Annotated in this window: 22 protein-coding genes; 11 read left to right on the top strand and 11 right to left on the bottom strand. The window is 54.5% G+C overall.

The features are described 5' to 3' along the window. Nucleotides 1–32 precede the first annotated feature (32 nt). From dusB to DS901_RS07125, 10 genes are all read left to right on the top strand, one after another. Complete coding sequence (gene dusB / locus DS901_RS07170) at nt 33–1,034, top strand: tRNA dihydrouridine synthase DusB (RefSeq protein WP_113776252.1); 1,002 nt, start codon at nt 33–35, stop codon at nt 1,032–1,034. After that, nucleotides 1,031–2,107 carry a two-component system sensor histidine kinase NtrB gene (locus tag DS901_RS07165; RefSeq protein ID WP_113776251.1) on the top strand — a complete coding sequence of 359 codons (1,077 nt, stop codon included), beginning with the start codon at nt 1,031–1,033 and terminating at the stop codon, nt 2,105–2,107. The genes dusB and DS901_RS07165 overlap by 4 nt, the downstream gene beginning before the upstream one ends. Next, nucleotides 2,107–3,483 (top strand): response regulator, encoded by a 1,377-nt coding sequence (locus DS901_RS07160; RefSeq protein WP_113776250.1) that lies wholly within the window; start codon nt 2,107–2,109, stop codon nt 3,481–3,483. Before DS901_RS07165 ends, DS901_RS07160 begins: the two co-directional genes overlap by 1 nt. Nucleotides 3,484–3,618: 135 nt before the next feature. Beyond that, nucleotides 3,619–5,841 (top strand): sensor histidine kinase NtrY-like, encoded by a 2,223-nt coding sequence (locus tag DS901_RS07155; protein WP_113776249.1) that lies wholly within the window; start codon nt 3,619–3,621, stop codon nt 5,839–5,841. 8 nt (nt 5,842–5,849) lie between these two features. After that, nucleotides 5,850–7,256, top strand: a complete 1,407-nt coding sequence (gene ntrX / locus DS901_RS07150; RefSeq protein ID WP_113776528.1) for a nitrogen assimilation response regulator NtrX — start codon at nt 5,850–5,852, stop codon at nt 7,254–7,256. Then, nucleotides 7,253–8,629: a Trk system potassium transporter TrkA gene (gene trkA / locus DS901_RS07145; RefSeq protein ID WP_113776248.1), complete on the top strand. Its 1,377-nt coding sequence runs from the start codon at nt 7,253–7,255 to the stop codon at nt 8,627–8,629. The genes ntrX and trkA overlap by 4 nt, the downstream gene beginning before the upstream one ends. Further along, nucleotides 8,629–10,149 (top strand): TrkH family potassium uptake protein, encoded by a 1,521-nt coding sequence (locus DS901_RS07140; protein ID WP_113776247.1) that lies wholly within the window; start codon nt 8,629–8,631, stop codon nt 10,147–10,149. The genes trkA and DS901_RS07140 overlap by 1 nt, the downstream gene beginning before the upstream one ends. Before the next feature lie 115 nt (nt 10,150–10,264). Next, nucleotides 10,265–10,498: an RNA chaperone Hfq gene (gene hfq, locus DS901_RS07135; protein WP_090198185.1), complete on the top strand. Its 234-nt coding sequence runs from the start codon at nt 10,265–10,267 to the stop codon at nt 10,496–10,498. Nucleotides 10,499–10,500: 2 nt separating this feature from the next. Then, nucleotides 10,501–11,775: a GTPase HflX gene (gene hflX / locus DS901_RS07130; RefSeq protein ID WP_113776246.1), complete on the top strand. Its 1,275-nt coding sequence runs from the start codon at nt 10,501–10,503 to the stop codon at nt 11,773–11,775. Between the two features lie 10 nt (nt 11,776–11,785). Further along, nucleotides 11,786–12,187 carry a DUF7674 family protein gene (locus DS901_RS07125; protein ID WP_147249881.1) on the top strand — a complete coding sequence of 134 codons (402 nt, stop codon included), beginning with the start codon at nt 11,786–11,788 and terminating at the stop codon, nt 12,185–12,187. Nucleotides 12,188–12,202: 15 nt separating this feature from the next. On the opposite strand, the gene DS901_RS07120 is transcribed toward DS901_RS07125, so the two are convergent. The 10 genes from DS901_RS07120 to DS901_RS07080 form a co-directional block, all read right to left on the bottom strand. Continuing rightward, on the bottom strand, nt 12,203–14,665 hold the full coding sequence (locus DS901_RS07120) for a penicillin acylase family protein (RefSeq protein WP_113776244.1): 2,463 nt from the start codon (nt 14,663–14,665) through the stop codon (nt 12,203–12,205). A gap of 57 nt (nt 14,666–14,722) precedes the next feature. Beyond that, nucleotides 14,723–16,069 carry a branched-chain amino acid ABC transporter permease gene (locus DS901_RS07115; protein WP_113776243.1) on the bottom strand — a complete coding sequence of 449 codons (1,347 nt, stop codon included), beginning with the start codon at nt 16,067–16,069 and terminating at the stop codon, nt 14,723–14,725. After that, the gene (locus DS901_RS07110; protein ID WP_113776242.1) at nt 16,066–17,076 is read right to left on the bottom strand and encodes a branched-chain amino acid ABC transporter permease; all 1,011 of its coding nucleotides are present in this window, start codon (nt 17,074–17,076) and stop codon (nt 16,066–16,068) included. The genes DS901_RS07115 and DS901_RS07110 overlap by 4 nt, the downstream gene beginning before the upstream one ends. Then, nucleotides 17,076–17,480 carry a hypothetical protein gene (locus DS901_RS07105; RefSeq protein WP_113776241.1) on the bottom strand — a complete coding sequence of 135 codons (405 nt, stop codon included), beginning with the start codon at nt 17,478–17,480 and terminating at the stop codon, nt 17,076–17,078. The genes DS901_RS07110 and DS901_RS07105 overlap by 1 nt, the downstream gene beginning before the upstream one ends. 29 nt (nt 17,481–17,509) lie before the next feature. Continuing rightward, nucleotides 17,510–18,223 (bottom strand): ABC transporter ATP-binding protein, encoded by a 714-nt coding sequence (locus DS901_RS07100; RefSeq protein ID WP_113776240.1) that lies wholly within the window; start codon nt 18,221–18,223, stop codon nt 17,510–17,512. Further along, complete coding sequence (locus DS901_RS18705) at nt 18,220–18,378, bottom strand: hypothetical protein (protein ID WP_181820801.1); 159 nt, start codon at nt 18,376–18,378, stop codon at nt 18,220–18,222. The genes DS901_RS07100 and DS901_RS18705 overlap by 4 nt, the downstream gene beginning before the upstream one ends. After that, on the bottom strand, nt 18,375–19,157 hold the full coding sequence (locus DS901_RS07095) for an ABC transporter ATP-binding protein (RefSeq protein ID WP_113776239.1): 783 nt from the start codon (nt 19,155–19,157) through the stop codon (nt 18,375–18,377). The genes DS901_RS18705 and DS901_RS07095 overlap by 4 nt, the downstream gene beginning before the upstream one ends. Nucleotides 19,158–19,240: 83 nt before the next feature. Continuing rightward, on the bottom strand, nt 19,241–20,425 hold the full coding sequence (locus DS901_RS07090) for an ABC transporter substrate-binding protein (protein WP_113776527.1): 1,185 nt from the start codon (nt 20,423–20,425) through the stop codon (nt 19,241–19,243). Between the two features lie 126 nt (nt 20,426–20,551). Then, nucleotides 20,552–22,057, bottom strand: coding sequence for a DUF1963 domain-containing protein (locus DS901_RS07085; RefSeq protein ID WP_113776238.1), 1,506 nt, complete (start codon nt 22,055–22,057; stop codon nt 20,552–20,554). A gap of 41 nt (nt 22,058–22,098) precedes the next feature. Continuing rightward, entirely contained in the window at nt 22,099–23,100 is a 1,002-nt protein-coding gene (locus tag DS901_RS07080; protein ID WP_113776237.1) for a GlxA family transcriptional regulator, read from the bottom strand. Nucleotides 23,101–23,281: 181 nt separating this feature from the next. On the opposite strand from DS901_RS07080, the gene DS901_RS07075 reads away from it, so the two are divergent. Then, nucleotides 23,282–24,652 (top strand): class II 3-deoxy-7-phosphoheptulonate synthase, encoded by a 1,371-nt coding sequence (locus DS901_RS07075; RefSeq protein ID WP_113776236.1) that lies wholly within the window; start codon nt 23,282–23,284, stop codon nt 24,650–24,652. Here DS901_RS07075 and DS901_RS07070 read toward each other — a convergent pair whose 3' ends face one another. Next, the gene (locus tag DS901_RS07070) at nt 24,653–25,315 is read right to left on the bottom strand and encodes a PAS domain-containing protein (RefSeq protein WP_258546673.1); all 663 of its coding nucleotides are present in this window, start codon (nt 25,313–25,315) and stop codon (nt 24,653–24,655) included. Nucleotides 25,316–25,393 lie beyond the last annotated feature (78 nt).

The following is a 25,393-nucleotide window of genomic DNA, read 5'->3' as shown; positions in this document are numbered from 1 at the left end:
TAGATCATGCGTATTGCTCACCCTTTAGGCGAATGACCGTTCCTTTGGCAAATGACGATTCTCTTCGATTAGACGATGTGGCTTTGCAGCCGCCTGTCGCGCTCGCGCCGCTTGCGGGGATCACAGATTTGCCGTTTCGGCAGCTTGTGGCATCTTTTGGTGCGGGCTGGGTCGTGAGCGAAATGGTCGCCAGTCAGGAAATGGTGCAGGCAAAACCCGGGGTGCGTGAACGCGCGGAGCTGGGCTATGACCAAGAGGGCACAGCAGTGCAAATTGCCGGGCGCGACGCCTATTGGATGGGCGAAGCTGCGCGCATGATCCAAGATAACGGCGCCGCGATGATCGACATCAACATGGGCTGCCCCGCCAAAAAGGTCACAAACGGTTATTCTGGGTCGGCGCTATTGCGCACACCCGATCATGCGCTTTCCTTGATCGAGGCGGTTGTGGCCGCAGTTGATATCCCCGTCACGCTAAAAACGCGGCTTGGCTGGGATGATGACAGTTTGAACGCGGCTGATGTGGCAAAACGCGCCGAAGGTGCTGGCATCAAATTGGTGACAATTCATGGGCGCACGCGCTGCCAGTTTTACAAAGGGTCTGCTGATTGGGCGGCCATTTCGAAAATAAAAGAAGCTGTCGATATCCCGGTGATCGCAAATGGCGATATCATCGATGCAGCAAGCGCGCGGCGCGCGTTGGCGCTTTCTGGTGCGGATGGTGTGATGATTGGGCGCGGTGCGCAAGGCCGCCCTTGGGCGCTGGCGCAAGTGGCGCAAACCCTGCATGGCGACGCAAAAGTTCAGGTGCCATCAGGGGCGGCATTGGTGGCATTGATCAGCACGCACTACGAGGCAATGTTGTCGTTTTACGGCACGGACCTTGGGCGGCGCGTCTCACGTAAGCATTTGGGTTGGTACATGGATGATGCGCAAACGGACCCGGTCTTACGCAAAGCCATATTGACCCATGTTCACCCGCGCGATGTGCTGCGCGATCTTCCCGATGCTTTGACCCAAAAGGTGGCCGCATGATACTTGATACAGCGCTTTGGGCGTCGCTTCCCGTACCTGCCTTGATGCTCGACAAAGATGATTTGATTATCTCAAGCAATACTGCCGCTGAAAGCTTCCTAAATATGTCTTCAAAATCTCTGGCAGGCCAGCGGTTGTGGGAAAAGGTGATGATTGATGCACCGCTTGAGGGGCCTTTTGCACGCGCCCGTGCAAATCGATCGTCGCTGTTTGTCAATGACGTGGATGTAGGCAGCGGCGAACGCGCGCCACTGACCTGCAATGTGCAGTTTGCGCCGCTCCAAGGCAGTGATGAGGCGATGATCGTTATGATCAGCCCGCGTGAAATCGCGAGCCGCATGAACCAGCACCATTCTTCGGAAAAAGCCGCGAAATCAGCCATTGGTATGGCCGAAATGCTTGCCCATGAAATCAAGAACCCGCTTGCGGGGATCACAGGCGCCGCACAGCTTTTGTCGATGGGGCTCAGCAGCGAAGATCAGGAAATGACCGATCTGATTGTCGAAGAAAGCCGCCGGATCGTGAAGCTGCTTGAGCAGGTCGAACAGTTCGGCAACCTGCGGCCGCCGCTTCTTAAGCCCGTAAATATCCACGACATCCTGGACCGCGCGCGGCAATCTGCCTCTGTTGGATTTGGCGCGCATATGCTTTTCGTCGAAGATTATGATCCCTCTCTGCCGCAAACTTTGGCCGATGGAGACCAGCTGTTGCAGGTCTTTTTGAACCTTCTCAAGAACGCGGCCGAAGCGAACAAAGAAGGCGGCACCATCCGCCTGCACAGCTTTTATGACACCTCATTGCGGGTGCGGCGGGCTGACGGTACGCAAGCGCGGCTGCCGCTTCAAATTGAGATCATCGACGATGGGCCGGGTCTGCCGCCCGCCATTGCAAATGATATTTTTGAACCCTTTGTCTCGGGTAGAGAAAACGGAACCGGACTGGGCCTTGCGCTTGTGTCCAAGTTGGTCGGCGATGTTGGGGGCTGGATATCTGTGGATAGCGTCCCGGGCCGCACCGTGTTCCGCATTTCTTTACCCTTGGCCCCTAAAGATAGCGAAGTAGGAGAAAACTAATGGACGGTACTGTTCTTGTTGCAGATGATGACCGGACAATCCGCACGGTGCTTACCCAAGCGCTTACGCGGGCGGGGTGCAAGGTCCATGCGACATCATCACTGGTCACGCTGATGCGCTGGGTTGATGAAGGCAAAGGCGATCTTGTCATCTCTGACGTGGTGATGCCTGACGGCAATGGGCTTGACCAATTGCCCAAAATTGCCGCCGCCCGCCCTGGGTTACCCGTGATTGTGATCTCGGCGCAGAACACGATTATGACCGCGATCCAGGCCGCCGAAGCGGACGCATATGATTATCTGCCGAAACCTTTTGACCTGCCTGACCTGATGAAGCGTGCCGCGCGCGCGCTTGAGGTAAAACGCCGCGCACCGCAACAGGCCCGCGCCGCCGATGCTGGGGCCACACAAGAGGCGGGAGAACTGCCATTAGTGGGGCGTACACCCGTGATGCAATCGCTTTACCGGCTGGTTGCGCGGGTGATGAACACGCAATTACCGGTGTTGATCACGGGCGAAAGCGGCACTGGGAAATCATTGATCGCGCGCGCTGTGCATGATTTTTCAGATCGGCGCAGCCTGCCATTTGTTGTGGTGTCGGCAAGTGATCTTGAAGGTATGGATGGTCCATCCACCGTGCTAAGTCGCGCAAAAGGTGGCACGATTTTATTCGATGAAGTCAGCGATCTGTCCGACGAAGCCCAAGGCCGTATTGTGCGTATGTTGGACGCACTTGGCGATAACGCGCCGCGCATCATGGCCACGTCACAAACCGATCTGATGTCGCGGATGGAAGACGGGCAGTTCCGCGAGGACCTGTTTTACCGTTTGGGCGGCGTTACCGTTGATGTTCCGTCTTTACGCGAGCGTGTCGATGATATTCCGTTGCTCGCAGAGCACTTCCTCGCGCGTTCTGAACGCGACGGTGCGCCCCTGCGGCGCTTTGGCGATGCGGCGCTTGAATTGGTGCGCGCTTATAGCTGGCCCGGAAACGTGCGCCAGCTTGAAAATGCGGTGCGTCGTTTGGTATTTACCGCTGCCGAGGAAGAAATTTCGCGCGCCGAAGTCGAAACGGTGCTGGGCAACCAGCCCGCGATTGAGCCTCTGCGCTCTGGCGGCGAGGGCGAAAAATTGTCGGTCAGTGTCGCCAAACATTTGCGTCGCTACTTTGACCTGCACGGCGGCGTGTTACCCGCGCCGGGGCTCTACAACCGTATCCTGAAAGAAGTCGAAGGGCCGCTGATCGAGATTGCTCTCGACGCGACGGGCGGGAATCAGGCCAAATGCGCCGATTTACTTGGCATTAACCGCAATACTTTGCGCAAGAAGATTACTGACCTTGATATTCGCGTGACACGCCGCCGCAAATTGATGTAAAACCGCAACAGGACCGTGACCGTTCTGCGTCAATGATGCAGGGAGGCCACGGATACCGGCGGTAACGTGGGGCTAACCCACCCTAAGAAAGATCGAGACCGAAACGTGCGGCGTACCTTTTGGGCCTCTAACTTGATGCAGTTTTCGCGCTGGCAGCGCAGGCGGCACGTACAAAGCTTGGTAACCGGGGCCTTGGTTGTCGCGGGGCCGGTGCTTGCGATCTTGACCTACGTTGTGATTGGACCATTGGGGCAGGGCGCGTCCTCGGCGCAACTGCGCACTGTTTTGCTGGTCGATTTGGTCTATGTCCTGATTGTTATGGCCGTCGTGATGCGCCAGGTTGCACGTATGGTGGCCGCAAGGCGCGCAAAATCGGCGGGGTCGCGGCTGCACTTTCGTTTGACCGGGGTGTTTGCTGCATGGGCGTTGATTCCAACCGTGCTGGTGGCTGTATTTTCGGTGCTGCTGATTTCTGTCGCGCTCGACGGGATGTTTTCGGAACCTGTGGGCAACGTGTTGCGTACATCCTTAACCACCGCGCAGGCCTATGAGGCCGAGCACCGCCAAGAACTCACGCGTGATGCGCGCGGGCTTGCGGGCTATTTGAACCGCGAACGGCAGGCCAATTTGTTTATGGATGATGGCGAAGTACGCCGCGCGCTCGGAGAGGTTGAGGCGCAAATCGAACGGTCGCTGACCGAATCCTTTGTCATCGACGGCGCAGGAGAGATCAAAGCGCGCGGGGCAAATTCCTATGATTTTGATTATGAACGCCCAAGCGCAGAAGAATTCACCCGTGCGGATGCAGAGGGGCTGATTCTCATAGAGGATGCGCAAAACAATGAATTTCGGGCGCTTGTCGCACTTTCAGCCTTTCGCAATCGCTATCTATATGTGACACGCAGCGTGGATGGGAATGTCTTGTCTTTGCTGAACGATACGACCCAAACTGTTGAGCAGTATGAACTTTTAGCGTCTGAGCGCGGTAAAATGCTGTTCCAGTTTGGGCTTTTGTATCTTGGGTTCGCGGTGATTTTGATTTTGGCCGCGATCTGGGCGGGGCTTTGGTTCGCTGAACGCCTGTCACGCCCGATTGGGCGGCTTGTGTCGGCTTCGCGCCGCGTGGGCTCGGGGGATCTGGATGTCCGCGTAATCGAAGACGATGGCGATGATGAAATCGCGCAGCTTGGGCGGTATTTTAACCAGATGACCGGGCAGCTAAAGGGGCAACGCGACGAATTGCTGGAAACAAACCGCATGACCGAACAGCGCCGCCGCCTGTTTGATTCCGTGCTGAGTTCGGTGACATCGGGGGTGATCGGGCTTGATGCGGAAGGGCGTGTGACGATGATGAATCCGTCCGCACAGCGGCTCTTGTCGGTTGATCCTAATGATCAAGGCCCAACCGCGCTACCCGTCGCGATCCCCGAATTTGCTGATCTTTTTGGGCGCCTGCGTGGCGACGGGGTGGATAACCTGCAAGATCAGGTGAACCTTGTACGCAAAGGTCAACAAGAAAGCCTGCTGGTGCGCATGTCACCGCGACGCAACGCCGATGGGGCGCTTGAAGGTTATGTTGTGGCCTTTGATGATGTGACCGATCTTGTAAGCGCGCAACGTATGGCCGCATGGGGCGATGTTGCCCGGCGTATTGCGCATGAAATCAAAAACCCGCTGACACCGATCCAATTGTCGGCTGAGCGGATCAAACGCAAATTCGCGAAATCTTTGGGGGATGACGCTGGTAAATTGGAACAAATGACGGATGTGATTGTGCGCCAAACCAATGATTTGCGCCGCATCGTGGATGATTTTTCGAAATTCGCACGCATGCCCGAACCGCAATTGGCGGTCGCTGACCTGACAAAACTGGTCGCGGATGCCGTCACATTGCAACGGGCAGGGCAACCGGATGTGCAAATTACTGCGGCATTGCCCGAAGCCGCCATTCTGGCGGATATGGACGGCACGATGATCAGTCAAGCCTTGATGAATTTGATTAAAAACGCGGGTGAAGCAACTGAAACTTATATGGAAAAAAAGAACCCCGATGGCTATGCCCGTCAGGTGCATGTTGCCATGACCCATGTGGGCGATCAGGTGCAGATACGCATTTCAGACAATGGCGTTGGCCTGCCAAGTGACCGCGCACGGTTGTTTGAACCCTACGTCACGACGCGCGACAAAGGCACCGGGCTTGGCCTGCCAATTGTAAAAAAGATTATCGAAGAGCATGGCGGCACCCTGTCGCTTGTTGATGCCGAAATATTTGACGGGCAGGACCATACAGGCGCCTGTGCGATCATCCACCTACCAATAACGCCTGCAGTGACGCAGGCCATAAAAATACCAGCATGAGGAAAATCATGGGCGATATTCTAATCACCGACGACGAACGCGATATCCGGGAACTGATTTCGGATATTCTGATTGATGAAGGCTATACAACCCGGCTGGCAGGTACATCTGACGCCTGCATGGCCGAAATCGCAAAAGCCCCGCCGGCGCTGATGATCCTTGATATTTGGCTCAAGGACAGCGGGATGGACGGCATTGATATCCTCAAAACCGTTAAACGCGACAATCCTGACATTCCCGTCGTGATCATTTCTGGGCATGGCAACATTGAAATTGCGGTCGCGGCGATCAAACAAGGTGCTTACGACTTTATTGAAAAGCCGTTTAATATCGACCAGTTGCTTGTTGTAATTCGACGCGCAATGGAGACATCTCGGCTGCGCCGCGAGAATGTCGCGCTGAAACGTGGTGATGTGGCAAGTGCGGATATGCTTGGCGATAGTGCGGCGTTTCGTTTGCTGAAATCTCAGCTTGATAAGGTGACCAAATCGAACGGGCGGGTAATGCTGACTGGCCCTGCAGGCGTCGGCAAGGAAATTGCGGCGCGCTACATTCATGCGCATTCGAACCGTTCAGGCGCGCCATTTGTCACAGTCAACTCTGCCTCGATTGAACCTGACCGGATGGAGGAAGTGCTATTTGGGCGCGAAGACAGCGCGCGCGGCGTTGAACCCGGGTTGTTAGAAGAAGCCAATGGCGGCGTGATCTATTTCGATGAAATCGCTGATATGCCACTGGGAACACAGTCAAAAATTCTGCGTGTTTTGGTTGATCAGCGGTTCCAGCGGGTGGGCGGCAGCGACAAAATCCAAGTTGATTTACGCGTCGTGTCGAGTACCAACCGCGATCTACCTACCGCGATTGAGGTGGGAACATTCCGCGAAGAGCTATATCACCGTCTGAATGTTGTGCCGATTGAGGTGCCATCTTTGGAAGAGCGGCGCGAAGATATCCCAGTCTTGGCCGAGCATTTCATCGAGGTCTTTAACAAGGCTCAAGGTTTACCTTTGCGCAAGCTTGCTGATGATGCGCGGGCCTTGCTGCAAACGATGGTTTGGCCTGGCAATGTGCGCCAGCTTAAGAATGTCGTCGAGCGCGTTCTAATTCTTGGTGAAAATTCGGGTGACATCACGGCGCGAGAATTGCCAACAGGTGATGAAAGCGGTGGCAGTGACGAAGGACGGATTGTTCTGGCGGGCGGCCTAGCAACCCTGCCACTGCGTGAAGCGCGTGAACTATTTGAACGCGAATATCTGCTGACCCAGATTAACCGCTTTGGCGGTAATATTAGTCGTACCGCAACCTTTGTCGGAATGGAGCGCTCTGCGCTGCATCGTAAGTTAAAATCGTTGGGCGTGGTAACTTCGAACAAGGCGGGCGGTCGCGTTGCTTACATCGAGGAAGACGCAGAATGAAGGTTATCATTTGCGGCGCAGGCCAAGTTGGCTGGCAGATCGCCCGACATTTGTCGGGGGAAAAGAACGATGTGACGGTTGTTGATAACAATCCCGAACTGGTGCGCCGCGCCACAGATACATTGGACGTGCAAGGGATTGCGGGGCACGCAAGCTATCCGGATGTACTGGACCGTGCGGGCGCACGCGATGCTGATATGATTATCGCGGCCACCCATTCAGACGAGGTGAACATGGTCACCTGCCAAGTGGCCCACTCTGTTTTTGCAGTCCAACGGAAAATCGCACGATTGCGTGCGCAAAGCTATCTTGATGCGATCTATTCGGATCTATACCGCCGGGACCACCTGCCAATTGATGTTGTGATTTCACCCGAAAAGGAAGTCGCCGAGGCCGCGCTGCAAAGGTTGGCAGCGCCTGCCGCATTTGACACGGAAAGTTTTCTTGAAGGACGGGCGCAACTATTGGGGATTACAATTGATGAGGATTGCCCTGTCATCAACACGCCGCTGCGCCAACTGACTGACCTGTTTTCAACCCTGCGTGCCGTGGTCGTCGGGATTCGCCGCGATGGCGTTCTATTTGTACCTTCGGCGGGTGATCAGATTTTTGCGGGTGACGAATGCTATATTTTTGCGATCACCGAAGATGCGACGCGCACGCTTGAAATTTTCGGCAAAACCCATTCAAAACAAGAGCGTATCGTCATTATTGGTGGCGGGAATGTTGGTCTGGGGGTTGCGCAGGCGCTTGAAGCGCGCACTGAACGCGTCCGCGTCAAAGTGATCGAGAAAGACCGTAGTATTGCCGAAAAAGCTGCCGATGCGCTGGACCGCACCATTGTATTGCATGGGGATGGGCTGAACTCGGGTTTGCTTGAAGAAGCCAATATCGGCACCGCTGATGCCGTACTCGCCGTGACCGACGACGATAAGACGAATATTTTGGTCTCTGTGCGTGCGAAAGAGCTCGGTTGCCCGATGGCGATTTGTTTGGTCAATGATCCGACGCTTGTGCCCTTGATGACGCCGCTTAATATTGATGCCTATATCAACCCGCGCGCCACAACCGTGAGTTCAATCTTGCGTCATATCCGCCATGGGCGCGTGCGTGCGGTTTACTCGATCGGGGACGCCGAAGCCGAAGTGATCGAAGCCCAAGTGTTGGGAACATCGCCGATCGCGGGGCAACTGATCAAAGAAATTGATTTCCCCGAAGGCACCAAGATCGGCGGGCTGATCAAACAAGGCAAGTTCCTCAAACCAACCGGAGACACGCGTATTGAAGAGGGCGATGTGATTGCCATCTTCGCCATGAGCCCAGACGTGCCTGAAGTCGAGCGTCTGTTGCAGGTTTCGATTGATTTCTTCTAATGAATTGGATCGTTAAGCTTCCTTTTTTTGTGGTGTTGATGGGGCTCGGGTCATTGGCGATGCTGGTGCCCGCCGCGCATGGTGTCGTCGTCGAAGATTTCACAGCGATGCGCGTGTTCTTTTACGGATTTATACTGTTTTCAATCCTGACACTGATCGTTGGGCTGGCGACGGCAGGCTATGCGCCCGTGAACGTGGCGCGCAGTCAACTAATAGGGCTTTTGGCGGCTTTTACGGTGCTGCCATTGATCTTTGCCGTGCCGTTTTACGAGGCGGTCGGGAACACGACCTATCTGAACGCGTGGTTCGAAATGGTTTCCAGCTTCACCACCACGGGGGCCACACTTTACGACACCTATGGGCGGCTTACCCCGTCGCTGCATTTATGGCGTGCTTTGGTTGGCTGGCTTGGCGGGTTGCTGATCTGGGTGACCGCCGTATCCATTTTCGCCCCAATGAACCTTGGCGGGTTCGAAGTACGTGCGACCGCGAATATTGGCACAGGCGCGGCGGCGGGCCTGTCTCAGATCACGCGTATTGCTGATCCTTCGGAACGGTTGGTGCGCTTTACGCTTAAGCTTGCGCCGCTATATACCGCACTGACATTTTTGCTATGGCTCGGGCTCGTTGTCATGGGCGAAGTGCCCTACATCGCGCTGTGTCATGCGATGTCGATATTGGCGACATCGGGGATTTCGCCAATCAACGGTCTATACTACGCGGGCTCTGGTTTTTGGGGCGAGGTTTTGATCTTTGGCTTTTTCATATTCGCCTTGTCGCGATTGACATATAGTCGGGGGATGATCGGTGAAGGTGGCCAAGGGCTGCGCCGGGACCCTGAATTCCGCACAGCGCTTGTTTTGATCGGCTTGGTCACTGCGGGGTTGTTTTTGCGTCATTTCGTTGCCGCGACTGATCGACAGACCATTGTCACGCTACAGCAGACGGGTTCTGCGCTTTGGGGGACGTTGTTCACTGTGACGTCGTTTTTGACGACCACTGGATTTGAATCGCGTTTTTGGGACGGGGCGACGTGGTGGTCAGGGCTGCGCACACCGGGGCTGTTTCTGACGGGCATGGCGTTAATCGGGGGCGGGGTTGCGACAACGGCCGGTGGAGTCAAGCTTTTGCGGATTTATGCGCTATTTCGGCACAGCGAACGCGAGCAAGAACGGCTTTTGCACCCGTCGTCCATTGGCGGCGGCGGGCGCGAGGCGCGGCGTATCCGTAAGCAAGGTGCCTATATCTCATGGATTTTCTTCATGCTTTTTGCGCTTAGCATTGCTGCAGTGATGACCTTAATGTCGCTGACAGGGGTGCAGTTTGAAACCTCAATGGTGCTGGCGGTATCTGCCTTATCAACCACTGGGCCATTGGCGGCGGTCGCAGCCGAAGTGCCGATTGCTTATTCAGGTATTCCAGACGGCGCGAAAATCATTCTTGCGGCGGCGATGGTCTTGGGGCGTCTCGAGACATTGGCGATTATTGCGCTGTTTAACCCCGAAATCTGGCGCAGGTGACACGCATCGATTTTGATTTCGATTTTGGGCTGGAAACTTAAGGATCACCACGACATAGTGACGGTAACAGTGGGGGCCAATTGCATGGCCACAATAACAAAAAAAGGGTGTCACAATGGCCGCCGACAAAGCAAATCTGCAAGATGCATTCCTAAACCATGTGCGTAAGGCCAAAATTCCGGTCACGATATTCTTGGTAAATGGCGTCAAGTTGCAAGGTGTTATCACTTGGTTTGATAGTTTTTGTGTGCTGTTACGTCGCGATGGTCAGGCGCAACTGGTCTATAAAAGCGCGATTTCGACCATTATGCCGTCGCAGCCGATCAGCCTGTATGAAGGCGAAGAATAGCGTTGCTCGAACATGATCGCCCGGTCACACGGGCTTGGGTTCTTCACCCTGATCTCAAATCCGATCATTCCCGCCGTGCCGCTGGCCCCGCGCTTGAAGAGGGGGTGTCGCTCGCGGCTGCGCTTCCGGACTTGGATGTTGTTGGCGCGGATATTGTCCGATTGCCAAAAATCCACCCCGGCAAGTTATTTGGCAAAGGTAAAATCGAAGAGCTAAAAGCCGTTTTCAAAGCCAATGATGTCGAATTGGTCCTGATCGACGGTCCCGTGACACCAGTACAGCAACGCAATCTTGAAAAAGACTGGGGTGTAAAGCTGTTAGACCGCACCGGGTTGATCTTGGAAATCTTTAGCGATCGCGCACGCACCTCGGAAGGGGTGTTGCAGGTCGAAATGGCGGCGCTGTCGTATCAGCGTACCCGGCTCGTGCGGGCTTGGACTCACCTTGAACGCCAACGTGGTGGGCTTGGGTTTGTCGGCGGCCCCGGTGAAACCCAGATCGAGGCTGACCGCCGCGCAATTGACGAACAGTTGGGCCGCTTACGCCGCCAGCTGGCGAAGGTCGTCAAAACCCGCGAATTGCACCGTGCGTCGCGGGCAAAGGTACCTTTCCCGATTGTTGCCCTTGTCGGTTATACCAACGCTGGAAAATCAACCCTGTTCAATCGTCTGACCGGGGCTGAAGTATTCGCCAAAGACATGCTATTTGCGACGCTTGACCCGACCATGCGCAAGATCGTCTTGCCCACAGGTGATGAGGTCATCATGTCCGACACGGTTGGGTTCATCAGTGATCTGCCGACAGAACTCGTCGCGGCCTTCCGGGCGACGCTCGAAGAAGTGTTAGACGCAGATCTGATCGTGCACGTCCGCGACATCAGCCACGAACAGACCGAAGAACAATCACAAGACGTAATGACAATCCTGCAAAGCCTTGGGGTCGCCGAAGAGGCGCCGATCATCGAGGTCTGGAATAAGATTGATCTGTTGTCGCCCGAAGACCACGACGCGATGGTCACGCAGGCCGAACGCACCGATGATCTATTTGCCGTTTCGGCGATCACCGGCGAGGGTATGGATGCGCTATTGGCGCGTATCCCTGATAAGCTCAAGGACCCTCGGTCTGTGGCGGACATCACACTCAGCTTTGCAGAGGGCCGCAAACGCGCTTGGCTTTTCGATGCGGGGATCGTGACCGATGAAGTACAAACGGACACCGGCTATGATCTGACTGTATTCTGGACAGAGCTACAACGCGAACGGTTCGCGCGGCTTTAGTCCGGTGCAGATGAGCGCCAAGGGAGGCGGCATGAAAGTTAGGGAACTCTATGCCGGTTTTCGCGAAAGTTTTGTCGAAATTGCCGAGGCAACAGATGCTCTACATGCTGAAGTTTGGAGCCATGAGGGGGATCCACTGCTTCATTTGTGGTTCGAAGACCTTGCGCGCTTCCTGAATTCACGCATGGACACTTCAGACTTTGACGCAAAAATCAGTGGTGTTTTCAAGTTTTTTGATGGTCACTGGGGGACTGGCAGCGCTGAGGTGCGGGCGTGCATTGATAATTCATTTGTTGAAAACCTGTTTTGGCAGGTTCCGCCGACGCGCGCGAAACCTATCTGGCATATTATGCCGCCACGGTTGCAAGATCTGTACGTTGAATTTCACGGCAAGCCGCCCAACATATCGTAGCGACGGCGCGCATACTTAGTGCGCAGGTGTCAATACAGTCACCCCAACCGCAGCCGCCCGTGCCAATGCCGGGTCAAGTGACATGGGGATGTATTCGCCGCGCCGCCATAGTTCGCCAAGGTTGTCGTAGTAGCGCGATAGCGGATGCCCTGACTGCCCGGTGCCTGTCACAAAGACTGAACTGTCAGGGTCCGCGAAATCATAGACCCCACGATAGCCCGCCGCATGCACGTTTTGAAATGGATCAGGCCCAACGCCGGATGTTTTGCCGCGTTGCAAGGTGTTGTCGCCACCGCTTGTCGATTGGCGCAGGTTCACAAACCAATGCAACAGCGGCGTTTTCCCTAGCACAGGATGGTCATGGGTCGCGACATGGGCGTCGCCCCAGCGCACGGCCTCGATTGCGGTGCCGTGGTTTTCGGTGATCCAGACAATCGCGTCATCCATTGATTGCCTAGCAATATCGGTGCAGGTTTCGACAGGCGCGGATTGGATAACGTCGCACCAGACGCCAGCCCCGTCGATATCGCGGAACACGCGTTCAATGAACACCGGGTCGACATGGGTATAGGCGGCCGCGAGCGGGCCTAATTCGTCTCGGATCAACCGTTGCTGGACCGCACGTACCCAGGCTGCATAAATCAGCGGTTCAGGCAGGTGTTCGTTCATTTCACCATTCCACGCCGACAATAGATCAAGCGCGATTTGGCGTTGCCGCGCGGGTGTGCCTTCGGGGGCGGCGTCGCCGGTGAACCACAGATCAGCCCCCATGAGTGCAGAAAGCGTGCGCGCGGTAAAGCTGACGGTGTCTTGCTGCGCCTCGATAAAGCTATCGCGTGTGTGAACTTCGCGTGCTTGCATAAGCAGCCGCCAGCGGTTGATACGCTGTGTATCACCCCAGAGGAATGATAAGTGATGCGGGAATGGGCGGTCGACGGTTTTATTGTTGGTATTGCCGATAATGCCGCCTTCGGGGTTTAGGAATATCGGGTTGTCGGAATAGGCGAACCGGCCTTGCCAGCGGTTTTGTGGCAAATAGCCAAAGGAAGGGTACCGCCCTTGGCTTTGGTGGTTTGCATCACGTGCGGGCAGTGCCCCAATTGTTTTCATCGCGATCCTGTTGCGATCGGCAATGGTCAGGTTCAATGCTGGTGCAATAAATGTCTCGCCTGCGCGAATGGCTTCGTTGACGGTGCGCGCGTGCATAATCCCCATCGCTGCCGAAATGGATGTATCGCGGTCTGAAAGTGCGCTCCACGCGATAGAGGTTACATGCCCCGGCGGTGTGACTGCCCCAAGGTTAAACTGATTGCCGGGCATGACAGGGCCATTTGCCGTCCAGCGCAGACTCAGGGTGACGGCGGGCGCGTCTTTGATGTTAATGATACTGTCGCGCGTCCGAAATGATGCCCAGCCATCAGGTGCGCGGTATTGGGTGGGATCATCGGGGTTGATCTCTTCGATGAGAATATCAACGTCATCGACATATGCCGCGGTGATCCCCCAGCCGATACCGTCGCCACGCCCTGAAAGAACAAGCGGCATCCCCGGAATAGTCGCACCAATCACACCGCCAGTTTCAAGTTCAAGCCGCGCGAGATACCAGATTGTCGGCGCGGTCAGCCCCAAATGGGGATCATTGGCAAGCAGTGTTGATCCTGTTGCGGAACGGGATGCATTGGCGGCCCAAGCATTGGAAGCGCCAGCAAGGTCAGGCGGATGAAAGGGCGAGAGCGGGTCAGCGGCCATACGCGTGTCGGGGCTATATGGGGCGAGGCCGGGCACCAAACTGGCAAAGGCGGGCAGGGCGGCAATGCCGCTGGTGGGATCATCGGGCATGATATCGGCCAGCCGCTCGGGATCAATCAGCAGCGATGTCCGGGCGCGCAAAACTTCGTTTTCAAGGTGTGGCGAAAGCTGTAGTGCCATCAGCTTCATAATCGCAATTGAATCAGCAGGCTGCCACGGTGACACCGGATGGCTGAACAACCACATTTCTGGCGCACCACGCCCGCGCGCGCCTGCGTTCACCTCATTCAACCATGCGTTCACACCTGCGGAATAAGCATCCAAGGCGTCCAGCGTTTGCGCATCTTGTGCGGCGACTGAGGCAACAGAAAGATTATAAAGATCATAGCGGCGCATGACCTCGTCAATATCGACGGTGCGTTCACCAAACAACTCCGACAATCGCCCCTGTACCGTGCGGCGTAACATTGTCATCTGCCAAAGCCGATCTTGGGCATGGGCATAGCCAAGCGCGAAAAATGCGTCATCATCGTTAGCGGCGAAGATATGCGGCACATTGGCGTTGTCGCGTACGATCTCAATCGTTTCGCTGATTCCATCAACATCGGCCTGTGCGTTGTAGTCAGGCAATGACCGCGACGCGAAGTAATAGGCCAATGAAATAGCCGCAACGCACAGGAAAACCAGTGCAGTTGTAAGCCGGATGAGCCAGCGGAAAATCAGCGCCATGGGATCCTCGGGGTAATAGGGTGACCCCGTTGTACCAATGCTGTGCCAAAGAACAAGCTAGCGTTCAGGGATCAACCCACGTGGGCTAAACCGCAGCACCAACAGCAGAACAACACCCATCGTCAGTAGCCGCATATGCGCGGCAGATTCGATCATGTGTTCTTTGAGTGGGCTGCCATCCGCAAGACCGCTGGTCAGTAAGTTCATGAACCAAAGACCCATCGGTTCGACCTGCACCCACAGCCACCAGATCAGCATCCCGCCCAAAACCGCACCAAAGTTATTGCCCGAACCACCCACGATCACCATCACCCAAACCAAGAAGGTAAAGCGCAACGGTTGATAGGATGTTGGCGTTAGTTGCCCATCCAGCGTGGTCATCATCGCCCCCGCAATGCCGCAGATCGCGGACCCCAGAATGAAAATCTGCAAATGCCGCGCGGTGACGTTTTTGCCCATGGCTTGGGCCGCGGTTTCATTGTCGCGGATCGCACGCATCATGCGTCCCCACGGGCTGTTGAGCGCCTTCTGCGCGAGCCATAGCAGGATCAGCAGAACGGTGGCGAATAGCACGGAATAACACAGCTTTGTATAGATCGTGGATGCTGTGACCGGGTCCATACCGAAACTCGCGGCGCGCGCAATAAAGCCCGGATCGCTTTGCAATGTCACCTCGTAAGGCACAGGGCGCGGTAGACCGTTGACGTTTTTAACACCACGCGCCAACCAGTCTTCGTTTTTCATTATGGCGATGATGATTTCTGCAATGCCCAGCGTCGCAATCGCAAGATAATCCGACCGCAGCCCCAGCGCCGTTTTCCCGATGATCCAGGCCGCACCAGCTGCCAAGAGCCCACCCATAGGCCAAGCCAGTAGGATGAAATAGTCAGGAAGCAGCATGCCGGCGGCATTGCGGTGCGGGCCAAAGATGTTGATCCCGCCTAGGTTTCCGGTCAGCGCAGGGTTCACGGCCTCGACTGCCGCAACGCCTGCATCAAACACGGCGCGAAAGACAAAAAACCCGACGATCAAAACAGCGAGCGTGCCAAATGTCCGCGCGCGGCCGGTCAGTTTTTTGCGTAAGAAAACCGCGCCAACAACAGTGCCTGCGCCCAGTGCAAGCCCTGCAAAGACTTGGAACGCGCCTGCGGACCATGCCTCGCCCACGGGGGGCATGCCGACCAAAACCGTTGCCAAGCCACCAAGTGCCACAAACCCCATCACGCCGATATTAAACAGCCCGGCAAACCCCCATTGCAGGTTCACGCCCAAGGCCAAGATTGCAGACACCAGCCCCATGTTCAGGATGAACAAGGCAGAGTTCCAACCTTGCACAAACCCCGTGCCAATCAGCAAAACGGCGACGAGGCCAAACAGTAGCGAATTTTTCAATGCAGGGTTCATACGGATTGCCCCTTGAATAGGCCGGTGGGTTTAAACAGCAGCACGATGATCAAGATCGCAAAGCTGACCGCAAATTTGTAATCGGTCGACATCAACTGCACGAGCCCGTCAGGCTCAAGGCTTTCGGGCATCAGGTACACCAGCACCTTTTTCCACGCATAGGTGATTGTGACTTCGCTAAACGCAATAACAAAACCGCCCGCGATGGCGCCCAATGGGTTGCCTAACCCGCCAACGATGGCGGCAGCAAAGATCGGCAGCAGCAGTTGGAAATAGGTGAATGCTTTGAAAGACTTATCCAACCCGTACAGCACACCCGCTGTAGTCGCGAGTGCGGCGACAATCATCCAAGTGACCTTGACCACCCAATCAGGGTTAATGCCCGATAGCAGTGCGAGATCTTCGTTATCAGAAAACGCGCGCATGGATTTGCCGGTGCGGGTCTTGTTGAGGAACCAAAACAGTAGCGCCATCGCGATGAGCGCGACAACAACGGTGATCGCTTGTGTGGTCTTGATCGCCAGCCCTTCACGCAGCCCTGTCATGTCCTTGAATTCACGCGCCGTGATCAAGAACCGTTCGCCATCGGCAAAGCGGATATCCCGCACCCCGATGATAAAGCGGACAACACCGTTCATCACAAACATCACGCCCATCGACACGATAACAAGGATCACAGGTTTGGCTTTTTGATCGCGGTAGAATTTATAGACCAGCCAATCGGTGAACAGCACCAAAAGGATGGTTGCGCCAATGCCAAAGGGCAGGGCGAGCAGTGCGGTCGGCAAGGGGCCAAAGGTGATCCCCAACGCCAAAAGCGCATTGGTTCCAATAATTGTCATCGCCGTGCCAAAGGCCATCGTGTCGCCATGGGCAAAGTTTGAAAACCGCAAAATGCCATAAATCAAGGTGACACCCAGCGCCCCAATGGCGAGCTGCGCACCGTATGCAAGGCCCGGCACAAAAACGAAATTCAAGAAGGCCACAAGGGCATTAAGATAGTCCATTAGTACAATCCACTAACTGGGTAACAATTGAGGGGAACGCTAAACAATCCATCGCGCATTAAATCGTCGCTTGTGTGGAATTCGCGCACTGTCATGTCATAGACTGCAACTGAATTGGCGCCTTGCGGATATGGAAAGTTGTAAATCACATCGACGAGCACCATCGGCACAGTCTGTTCACCGGGCTCAACTTCAAGTTCAACCTTGCGTAGAAGTTGACTTTCATAGGCGATATATTGCTCTGAGAACTGCGCTTCTGTCGGCGCATGGCTGTGAACTATGGTGAACTCACTTCCAGCGGGAACAGCATAATCTGTCTGCTCCAGTTCAACGACGAACCCCATGATCGTTTTGCATTCGGTATAGTTATCAACAACGGCCAACGCACTTGATGGCGCGAGCATGACGAGTGTTAAGGCGCTTAAGACATTTCTCATCCGCCCAAGAAACTCCGCCGTACTTCTTCGTCCGCCAATAACTCTTTGCCCGTCCCAGTATGCGCATTCCGCCCTTGTACCAAAACATAGGCTTTGTCTGCGATTTCAAGCGCTTGTCGTGCGTTTTGTTCGACCATCAGGATTGGGATGCCGGTGCGGGCGACCTCAATGATGCGGTCAAAAAGCTCGTCCATGACGATGGGCGACACGCCTGCGGTTGGTTCATCCAGCATCAGCACTTTGGGCTGGGTCATCAGGGCGCGGCCAACGGCGACTTGCTGGCGTTGGCCGCCCGACAATTCGCCAGCAGCTTGATTGCGCTTTTCTTTCAGGATTGGGAACAGATCATAGATCTGCGTCATCGTATCGCTGAAATCATCACGGCGGATAAAGGCACCCATCTCTAGGTTTTCTTCAACCGTCATTGACGTAAAGATATTGGAGGTTTGCGGCACAAACCCCATGCCTTTCACCACGCGCTCTTGCGGTGAAAGCGCCGTGATGTCTTCGCCATCTAACCGGACAGAGCCTGAATTTACATTCAACATGCCAAATAGGGCTTTCATCGCGGTGGATTTGCCAGCCCCATTGGGGCCAACGATCACGGCGATTTCGCCTTTTTCGGCGGCAATGGTGCAGCCATGCAAAATATCAGGACCTTTGCCATACCCGCCGGTCATGGCATCGCCGATCAGAAACGGGTCGTTCACGGGTTAATATACTCCGACAGGAAGGGCAGATAGGTGGTGATCGTGTCACGCATGAGCGCCTGTTCGGTCGCGTCTGCGTGATAAAGATAGATGTAGTAAAATGCGCCGGCTGCGCCCAAAATTGCGCCCAGCAAAACTGTAAATAAGAATTTCATATCATGACCTTATCTTTGTTTTTTAATCCGGTGCCGAGATAAGCCTCGATCACCTGTTCGTTGGCTTTGATTTCGCTTAACGTGCCTTCGGCCAAAACGCGGCCCTCGGCCATGCATATTACGGGATCGCAAAGGCGGCCAATGAAATCCATATCGTGTTCAATCACCACAAAGGTGTAGTTGCGTTCTTTGTTCAGGCGAATAATGGCATCGCCAATGGTATTCAGCAGGGTGCGGTTTACGCCTGCGCCGACTTCATCCAAAAACACAATCTTGGCGTCGACCATCATGGTGCGGCCGAGTTCGAGCAGCTTTTTCTGCCCGCCGGACAGGTTTCCTGCTTTTTCGTCTTTCAGGTGATCGATGGTCAGAAATTCAAGCACTTCGTCGGCCTTGGCCCGCAATGCGCGCTCTTCTTCGGCAATACCTTTGCGGCCAAACCAAGCGTTCCAAAGTGTCTCACCAGACTGTGCACCGGGCACCATCATCAGGTTTTCCCGAACCGTCATGGATGAAAATTCATGTGCGATTTGAAACGTACGCAGCAGACCTTTGTGGAACAATTCATGCGGCGGCAGACCTGTGATGTCTTCGCCCATCATGGTCACACGCCCAGATGTTGGTTTCAGAACACCAGCGATCACGTTGAAAAGTGTCGTTTTTCCAGCGCCGTTAGGGCCAATCAATCCGGTGATCGATCCTTCTTCAATGCGGAGCGACGCACCGTCCACAGCGCGAAAACCACCAAAGGTTTTCACCAGATTTTCAACAACGATCATATCTTCCCCTCGCACGCCTTTGTGGCATGTCTATTGTTAAGGCGGCGCAGTTTCCCGCGCCGCCCTAGTCTTAATACGCTGATTTAGCGGTAGCCGATTGTCGCATATTCGCCATCGGCGAATTCGATTTCTTGGTAGTTACCCGCAGATTCGCCGGGTCCGATGAGTTCAACCGCAGATGCGCCGACATAGTCGATCTCTTCGCCAGCCGCGAGCAGCTCAAGCCCTTTGGCCAGTTCACCCGGGAAGATTTCAACGCCGGGTGCGTTTGCAACATCAAACACGTGGTCTTTGAAATCCGCTGAATCGCTAGACCCGGCAGCTTGCATCGCCAACATGATCAGTGCGGCAGCATCATATGATTCAGGGGCAAATGCGCCTGTACCGTCAAAATCTGCAGCGGCAGCAAGTTCAACGAATTTCGCAGCGCCCGGGCTATCTGTGCCGGGGTAGGCGCCGTAGGACCCGTTCAATTCAGCGCCGAAGTTTTCGTTTAGCTTTGCGCCAACCATCCCGTCAGGGAAGTAGAACGTGTCAAACGCGCCAGAATCAAGTGATGAGCGCACAACGCCAGAGCCGCCTTGGTCAACATAGCCCGCAACAACAAGCACTTCGCCGCCCGCTGATGCCAATGCGCCAACTTCAGCTGAATAGTCTGCTTTGCCGTCTTCGTGCGCAGCTGAGATCGTGACCGTGCCGCCTGCCTCTTCGAATGCGGCTTGGAAGGCGTCAGCCAGACCTTTGCCGTAGTCGTTATTTGTATATGTCAGGGCGACTTCTTCAACGCCGCGATCTTGCAAGATGTTTGTGATGATCACACCTTGGCGCGCATCTGATGGGGCTGTGCGGAAGAACAGACCATCATCTTCGGCAGATGACAGGCCGGGTGATGTGGCTGAGGGTGAAATCATCACCACACCGTTCGCACGCGCCACGTTTTGCAGAATTGCGCCGGTCACACCGGAACAGTCAGCACCCATGATAGCGTTGACGTTGTCGGATGTTACCAGACGTTCTGCAGCAGTGGTCGCCGCACCGCTGTCGATACATGTGCTATCGCCGCGCACAGATGTCACGGTTGACCCGTCAAGTAGCGCACCGGAATCATTGACCTCGGCCATCGCCAATTCGGCGCCCGCACCCATCGCTGGTGTGATCGATTCAAGCGGGCCGGTGAACCCGAGAATTACACCGATTTTCACGTCTTCCGCAATTGCGGCACTCGCGATCATGGTCATGGCGGTTGTTGCCATCATTAGTTTTTTCATTTCTAAACTCCCAATTGGATCTTGTTGTCCTGCGCAGCAGCTTATCAGCGTGTTTTCAAAAGGAAAGTCTGAACGAAAGGTTAATTTCATGCCGCGTACAGAAATCATGTGTAAGCTAGTGCGAACCTAATGACCTTCCATAGTGACCGTGACCTTGTCCCAGTCGCGGTTTTTTAACGAGATCGGATCGATCCAAAAGTGAACGTTCCCTACGTCACCCCACATCCAATTCATCAGGTGATCGGATTTTAATTGGAGCAAAAGGTAGTCGTGATAATGGTCAATGGCGACTTCTTGTACGAGGGCGGGCTGACCGAACATTTGGTGCCAGCTTTGTGGTCCGGGCAACAAGTGTTTTTCGTCAATGTCGCGTTTGATTTGGGCAGGTAGTAGTTCGTAGAAATGTGGTTTCTCTACGGCCAATGCACACAACGTTTCATCTGCAGCGTAGCGTAGGTCGCTTATATTGCTGACGAAATCGTTTCGAAAAATATGGAAGCCCGTTGGACCGCTTGAATGACGTTGTGTTACGCGCGAAACTATATCATTCAATTTCCCGATATCTATTGCGGTCATTTGGTCCCATGGGCTGTGCGCGTGCGCCCACAAGACAGTTTCGTCTACGAAGTTTCGAAACGAATCCTGTTCTGCAATCAAGTTTTCTTCAAGCTGTTTCTTGCCATGTCTTTTGGCACCTGCAATTGAATTTTCGATATGATTTTTGGCATTGATTAAAGAGTTTACCACCCGAATGGCGGTGTCCCACCAAATAATGTTGGTAAGCCCCGGGAAATCTTTTTGGTACGCGTACCATGAGAGGTTATTCCCTATTTTTCCCTTTCTTCCAGCTGTCAATTGTTTGTGGATGGGATGATCTGGCATAGTGTCGGCTGCTAAGGGCAGGGGAAGTATATCCACAGGCCATCGCGCGAAGGTGCGGGGGGCGTTTTCCGGTGTATAACCTTTGATATGATATCCCCAATTGGGACCCTCAAATAACCTTGGTAGGTTGTCCGGGGCAGTTGTTGGGGGCTGATCATTTGATGAAATGTAGACAACTTTGCCTTCATAGGGCCAGTCGTCGTCGGTGCTCAAGAAAAATGCGAGACTACCTGTGATAGGAAAGTCATCAGGCACCTTGCAGCCTGTTAATGTGCGCAGATCAATTTGAGCGACGTGGTGCATGGGCCTGCCTTGCCGCCCGAGTGGCCACGCGTTGTCTCCGAGTGCGGGTAACCCACCAAGCCAACTGGTTCCCGCTGTGGTGATGTCGATATCGCGGCGTGGTTGGCGTGTAACCGCGATTGCCTGAGACTCTTGGAGTGTATCACGTTTTTGAACGAGTTCATCCATTGCGATCGCCATCTTCTTGAATTCGGCATCACTGGGTAAATTTGTGGGCGTGTGCTTATAGTGGACTTTAGCCCACGCCCTTAGTTTTTTCTCTGTCGCTACGCCGTCGAAGGGTGCGTTGAGCCAGTCAGTGTCGTCGGGTTTTGGGCTGGATTTACTTGTGTGTATCGTCATGAAAACACGCAAAAAGTGCTTGATTGTTTTATATAAATAGACAGGAAGGGCCAGAATTAGGGCGACAAGTGCTGCAAAATAAGCCAAGATAATGAACGTGGTCATATTAGTCTAGTCCCGGTGCTTTGGGGGTTTTTACGAATACTCTAATGCGAAACTTTCGCCCCTTGGCTACCACGTTCGCGGTAGGGTGTTGTGTCGTAATGTGACCGGTAGCATTTTGAAAAATGCGACGGAGAGGCAAAGCCGCAAGCAAGCGCGACATTGATCACTGTCATATCCGTTTGCATCAACAGGTTGCGCGCCTTTTGCAGGCGTAATTCCATGTAGTAACGTTTTGGGCTCCGTGACAGATAGCGCCGAAACAATCGTTCGAGCTGACGTGTCGACATGCCGACGTCGCGCGCCAATGTGGCGGGGCTGATCGGGTCTTCGATATTGGCTTCCATCATTTGGATCACGCTTGACAGTTTGGGATGGCGCACACCGATCCGGGTCGGGATCGACAGACGCTGGCTGTCTTTGCTGGTGCGAATGGCCGAATAGACCAACAAATCAGCCACCGCATTGGCCAAATCTTCGCCGTGATCATCCGCGATCAGTTTGATCATAAGATCAATCGCGGCAGTGCCGCCAGCGGCCGTAATCCGGTTGCCGTCCACGACAAACACAGATTTGGTCAGGGTGACATCTTCAAACTCTTCAAGAAAACTGTCGTGATTTTCCCAATGGATGGCGGCGGTCTTGCCATCTAAGAGCCCGGCTTTCGCAATCGTGTAGCCTGCCGTGCATAGGCCTGCGATCGTGGCACCACGGCGCGCCTCGCGGCGCAACCAGTTCAGCATGCGTTTGGTGGTCGCTTTTTGGACATTCACCCCGCCGCACAGCATAATCGTGTCATCACGCGTGGTTTCATTCAGGCTATGTTCAACCCGAAATGTACAGCCGTTTGAACAGACTGCGTCCTCGCCGTCTTCGTTCACGATTGTCCATGTATATAGGGTTTTCCCGGATGTTCGATTTGCGATCCGCAGGCATTCCAATGCCGCCGCAAAGCTGAGCATCGTGAATTCATTGAGCAAAACAAAGACAAAATGCCGTGGTTTACCGCTGTGTTCAACATCGACGATTTGAGGCTGGGTAGTCATGTCGGGATTCCGGAAAAAAGTATCAAAGGACGGAACCAGTTTTACCAGTCGCGATCAAGCCCAAATGCACCTGAAACGATGTTTCGCGGTGCTTTCTCACTTTCGTATTGGCGCTTGGGGTTGTTAGCGCTATACGGGCCGTCTAAATTTCGATCAATAATCATGCAAATGGAGCAAGAAAATGACTAACTGGCAAAAATCTGACTGGCGCAACAAGCCCCGGGTTCAGATGCCCGACTATACCGACGCAGCTGCGCTTCGCGCTGTTGAAGGTCGTCTTGCCAGTTATCCACCCTTGGTCTTTGCTGGCGAAGCGCGCAAGTTGAAGAAACAACTGGGCGCGGTAAGCCGTGGCGAGGCATTTTTGTTGCAAGGTGGCGATTGCGCAGAAAGTTTCTCTGAATTTGGCGCCGATGGTATTCGCGACACTTTCAAAGTGATGCTGCAAATGGCGATGGTTCTGACCTATGGCGCAAAAGTGCCTGTGGTCAAGGTTGGCCGAATGGCTGGCCAAATGGCCAAACCGCGTTCGGCACCAACAGAAACTGTAGATGGCGTGGAACTGCCCAGCTACCGTGGCGACATCATCAACGGGTTCGATTTTACCCCAGAATCGCGCATTCCAGATCCAGAACGCATGTCCCAAGCCTACATGCAGGCCGCGGCGACACTGAACCTGTTGCGCGCGTTTTCAACGGGTGGTTTCGCCAACGTACACGAGGTTCACAAGTGGACTTTGGGCTTTACGGACGCCAATGAGGTGAAAAAATACAGCGACATGGCCGCTCGTATTTCCGACACGCTTGATTTCATGGAGGCCGCTGGCCTGTCAACGGATACCAACCACGAGCTACAGACTGTCGATTTCTACACCAGCCACGAAGCACTGCTGTTGGAATATGAAGAAGCGCTGTGCCGCTTGGATTCGACATCGGGCAAGTGGCTGGCGGGTTCTGGTCACATGATCTGGATCGGCGACCGGACGCGTCAGCCTGACGGCGCGCATGTTGAATTCTGTAAGGGCGTACAAAACCCGATTGGTCTGAAATGTGGCCCGTCAATGACATCTGGTCACTTGAAATCATTGATGGCGTCGCTGAACCCCGAAAACGAAGCTGGCCGTTTGACACTGATCGCGCGCTTTGGCGCGGGCGCTGTCGGCGAACACCTGCCGCGTCTGATCAAAGCCGTCGAAGAAGAAGGTGCAAACGTCGTTTGGACCTGTGACGCCATGCATGGCAACACGATCAAATCAACAACGGGTTACAAAACTCGTCCGTTTGATAGCGTCCTGCGCGAGGTCAAAGAATTCTTTGCGGTTCACAATGCAGAAGGCACTGTGCCGGGCGGCGTTCACTTTGAAATGACAGGTAAGGATGTGACCGAATGTACGGGCGGTATCCGCGCTGTGACAGATGAAGATCTATCCAGCCGCTACCACACGGCTTGTGATCCGCGCCTGAATGCGTCGCAATCTCTTGAACTGGCGTTTTTGGTGTCTGAAGAGCTTTCGGCCCGCCGCAGCAAGTTGCAGCAAGCCAAAGCAGGCTAATCAGCCGTTATTGACCACAAGGCGAAGGGCCGGGCGTTCAGCGTCTGGCCCTTTTGCTTTGGCGATCAAAGGTATCGTTTGTGCGGTGGCGAGTTTGATCCCCAATATGTCAACGCGAGTGCGAGCCGTTTGGTCAATTTCAAATCGACGCGGTCGGTTGCCATGGTTCCCTTCGGTGACAATTGCGCCTAACACGCGGCTTGTTTGGCCTTCTTCATCGCGCAGCGGCAACAAGAGCATCGTGCCATAGAGCGGTGAGCGGATGATTGTCCCTTGCGCGACCAATGGCACCGCAATGATCGCAGGTTCTGAAAATGCCTTTTCAACAAGCTCTGCTATTTGATCGCGCGCAGATGTCTGAAAAAATGTGCTGATAGGCATGCCGCGCGCATCCATTTTAAGCAGATCATGCAAATGTTGTCCGGCAACGCGCATACGTGCAACACCGGGCGCAACTCGTTGCAAAATAAAGGCATGGGGAAGGGCGCTATCGATCTCATGCGGGCGAATATCATTGCGTGCAGGAATGTGGCGGGCATGTCGCAGCGCGCGCCAGTAGCTCTCTAAACTCGTTAAAACCGGATGATTGGCGCCGGGCATATCGCTGTCACGGCGAAAAGAAAAATCATTAACAACAGTCATTTGAACCTCTGCATCTGTCATGCGGTAACATCGGGTGCTACAAATCTTGCGGCCTTAAATCAAATTTAACATAGTTTAGTCATGAATTCACTTAACAAA

The organism is Loktanella sp. D2R18 (assembly GCF_003318235.1).
In the GTDB taxonomy this organism is placed as follows: domain Bacteria; phylum Pseudomonadota; class Alphaproteobacteria; order Rhodobacterales; family Rhodobacteraceae; genus Yoonia.
This window is presented reverse-complemented; position numbering and strand designations above follow the sequence as displayed.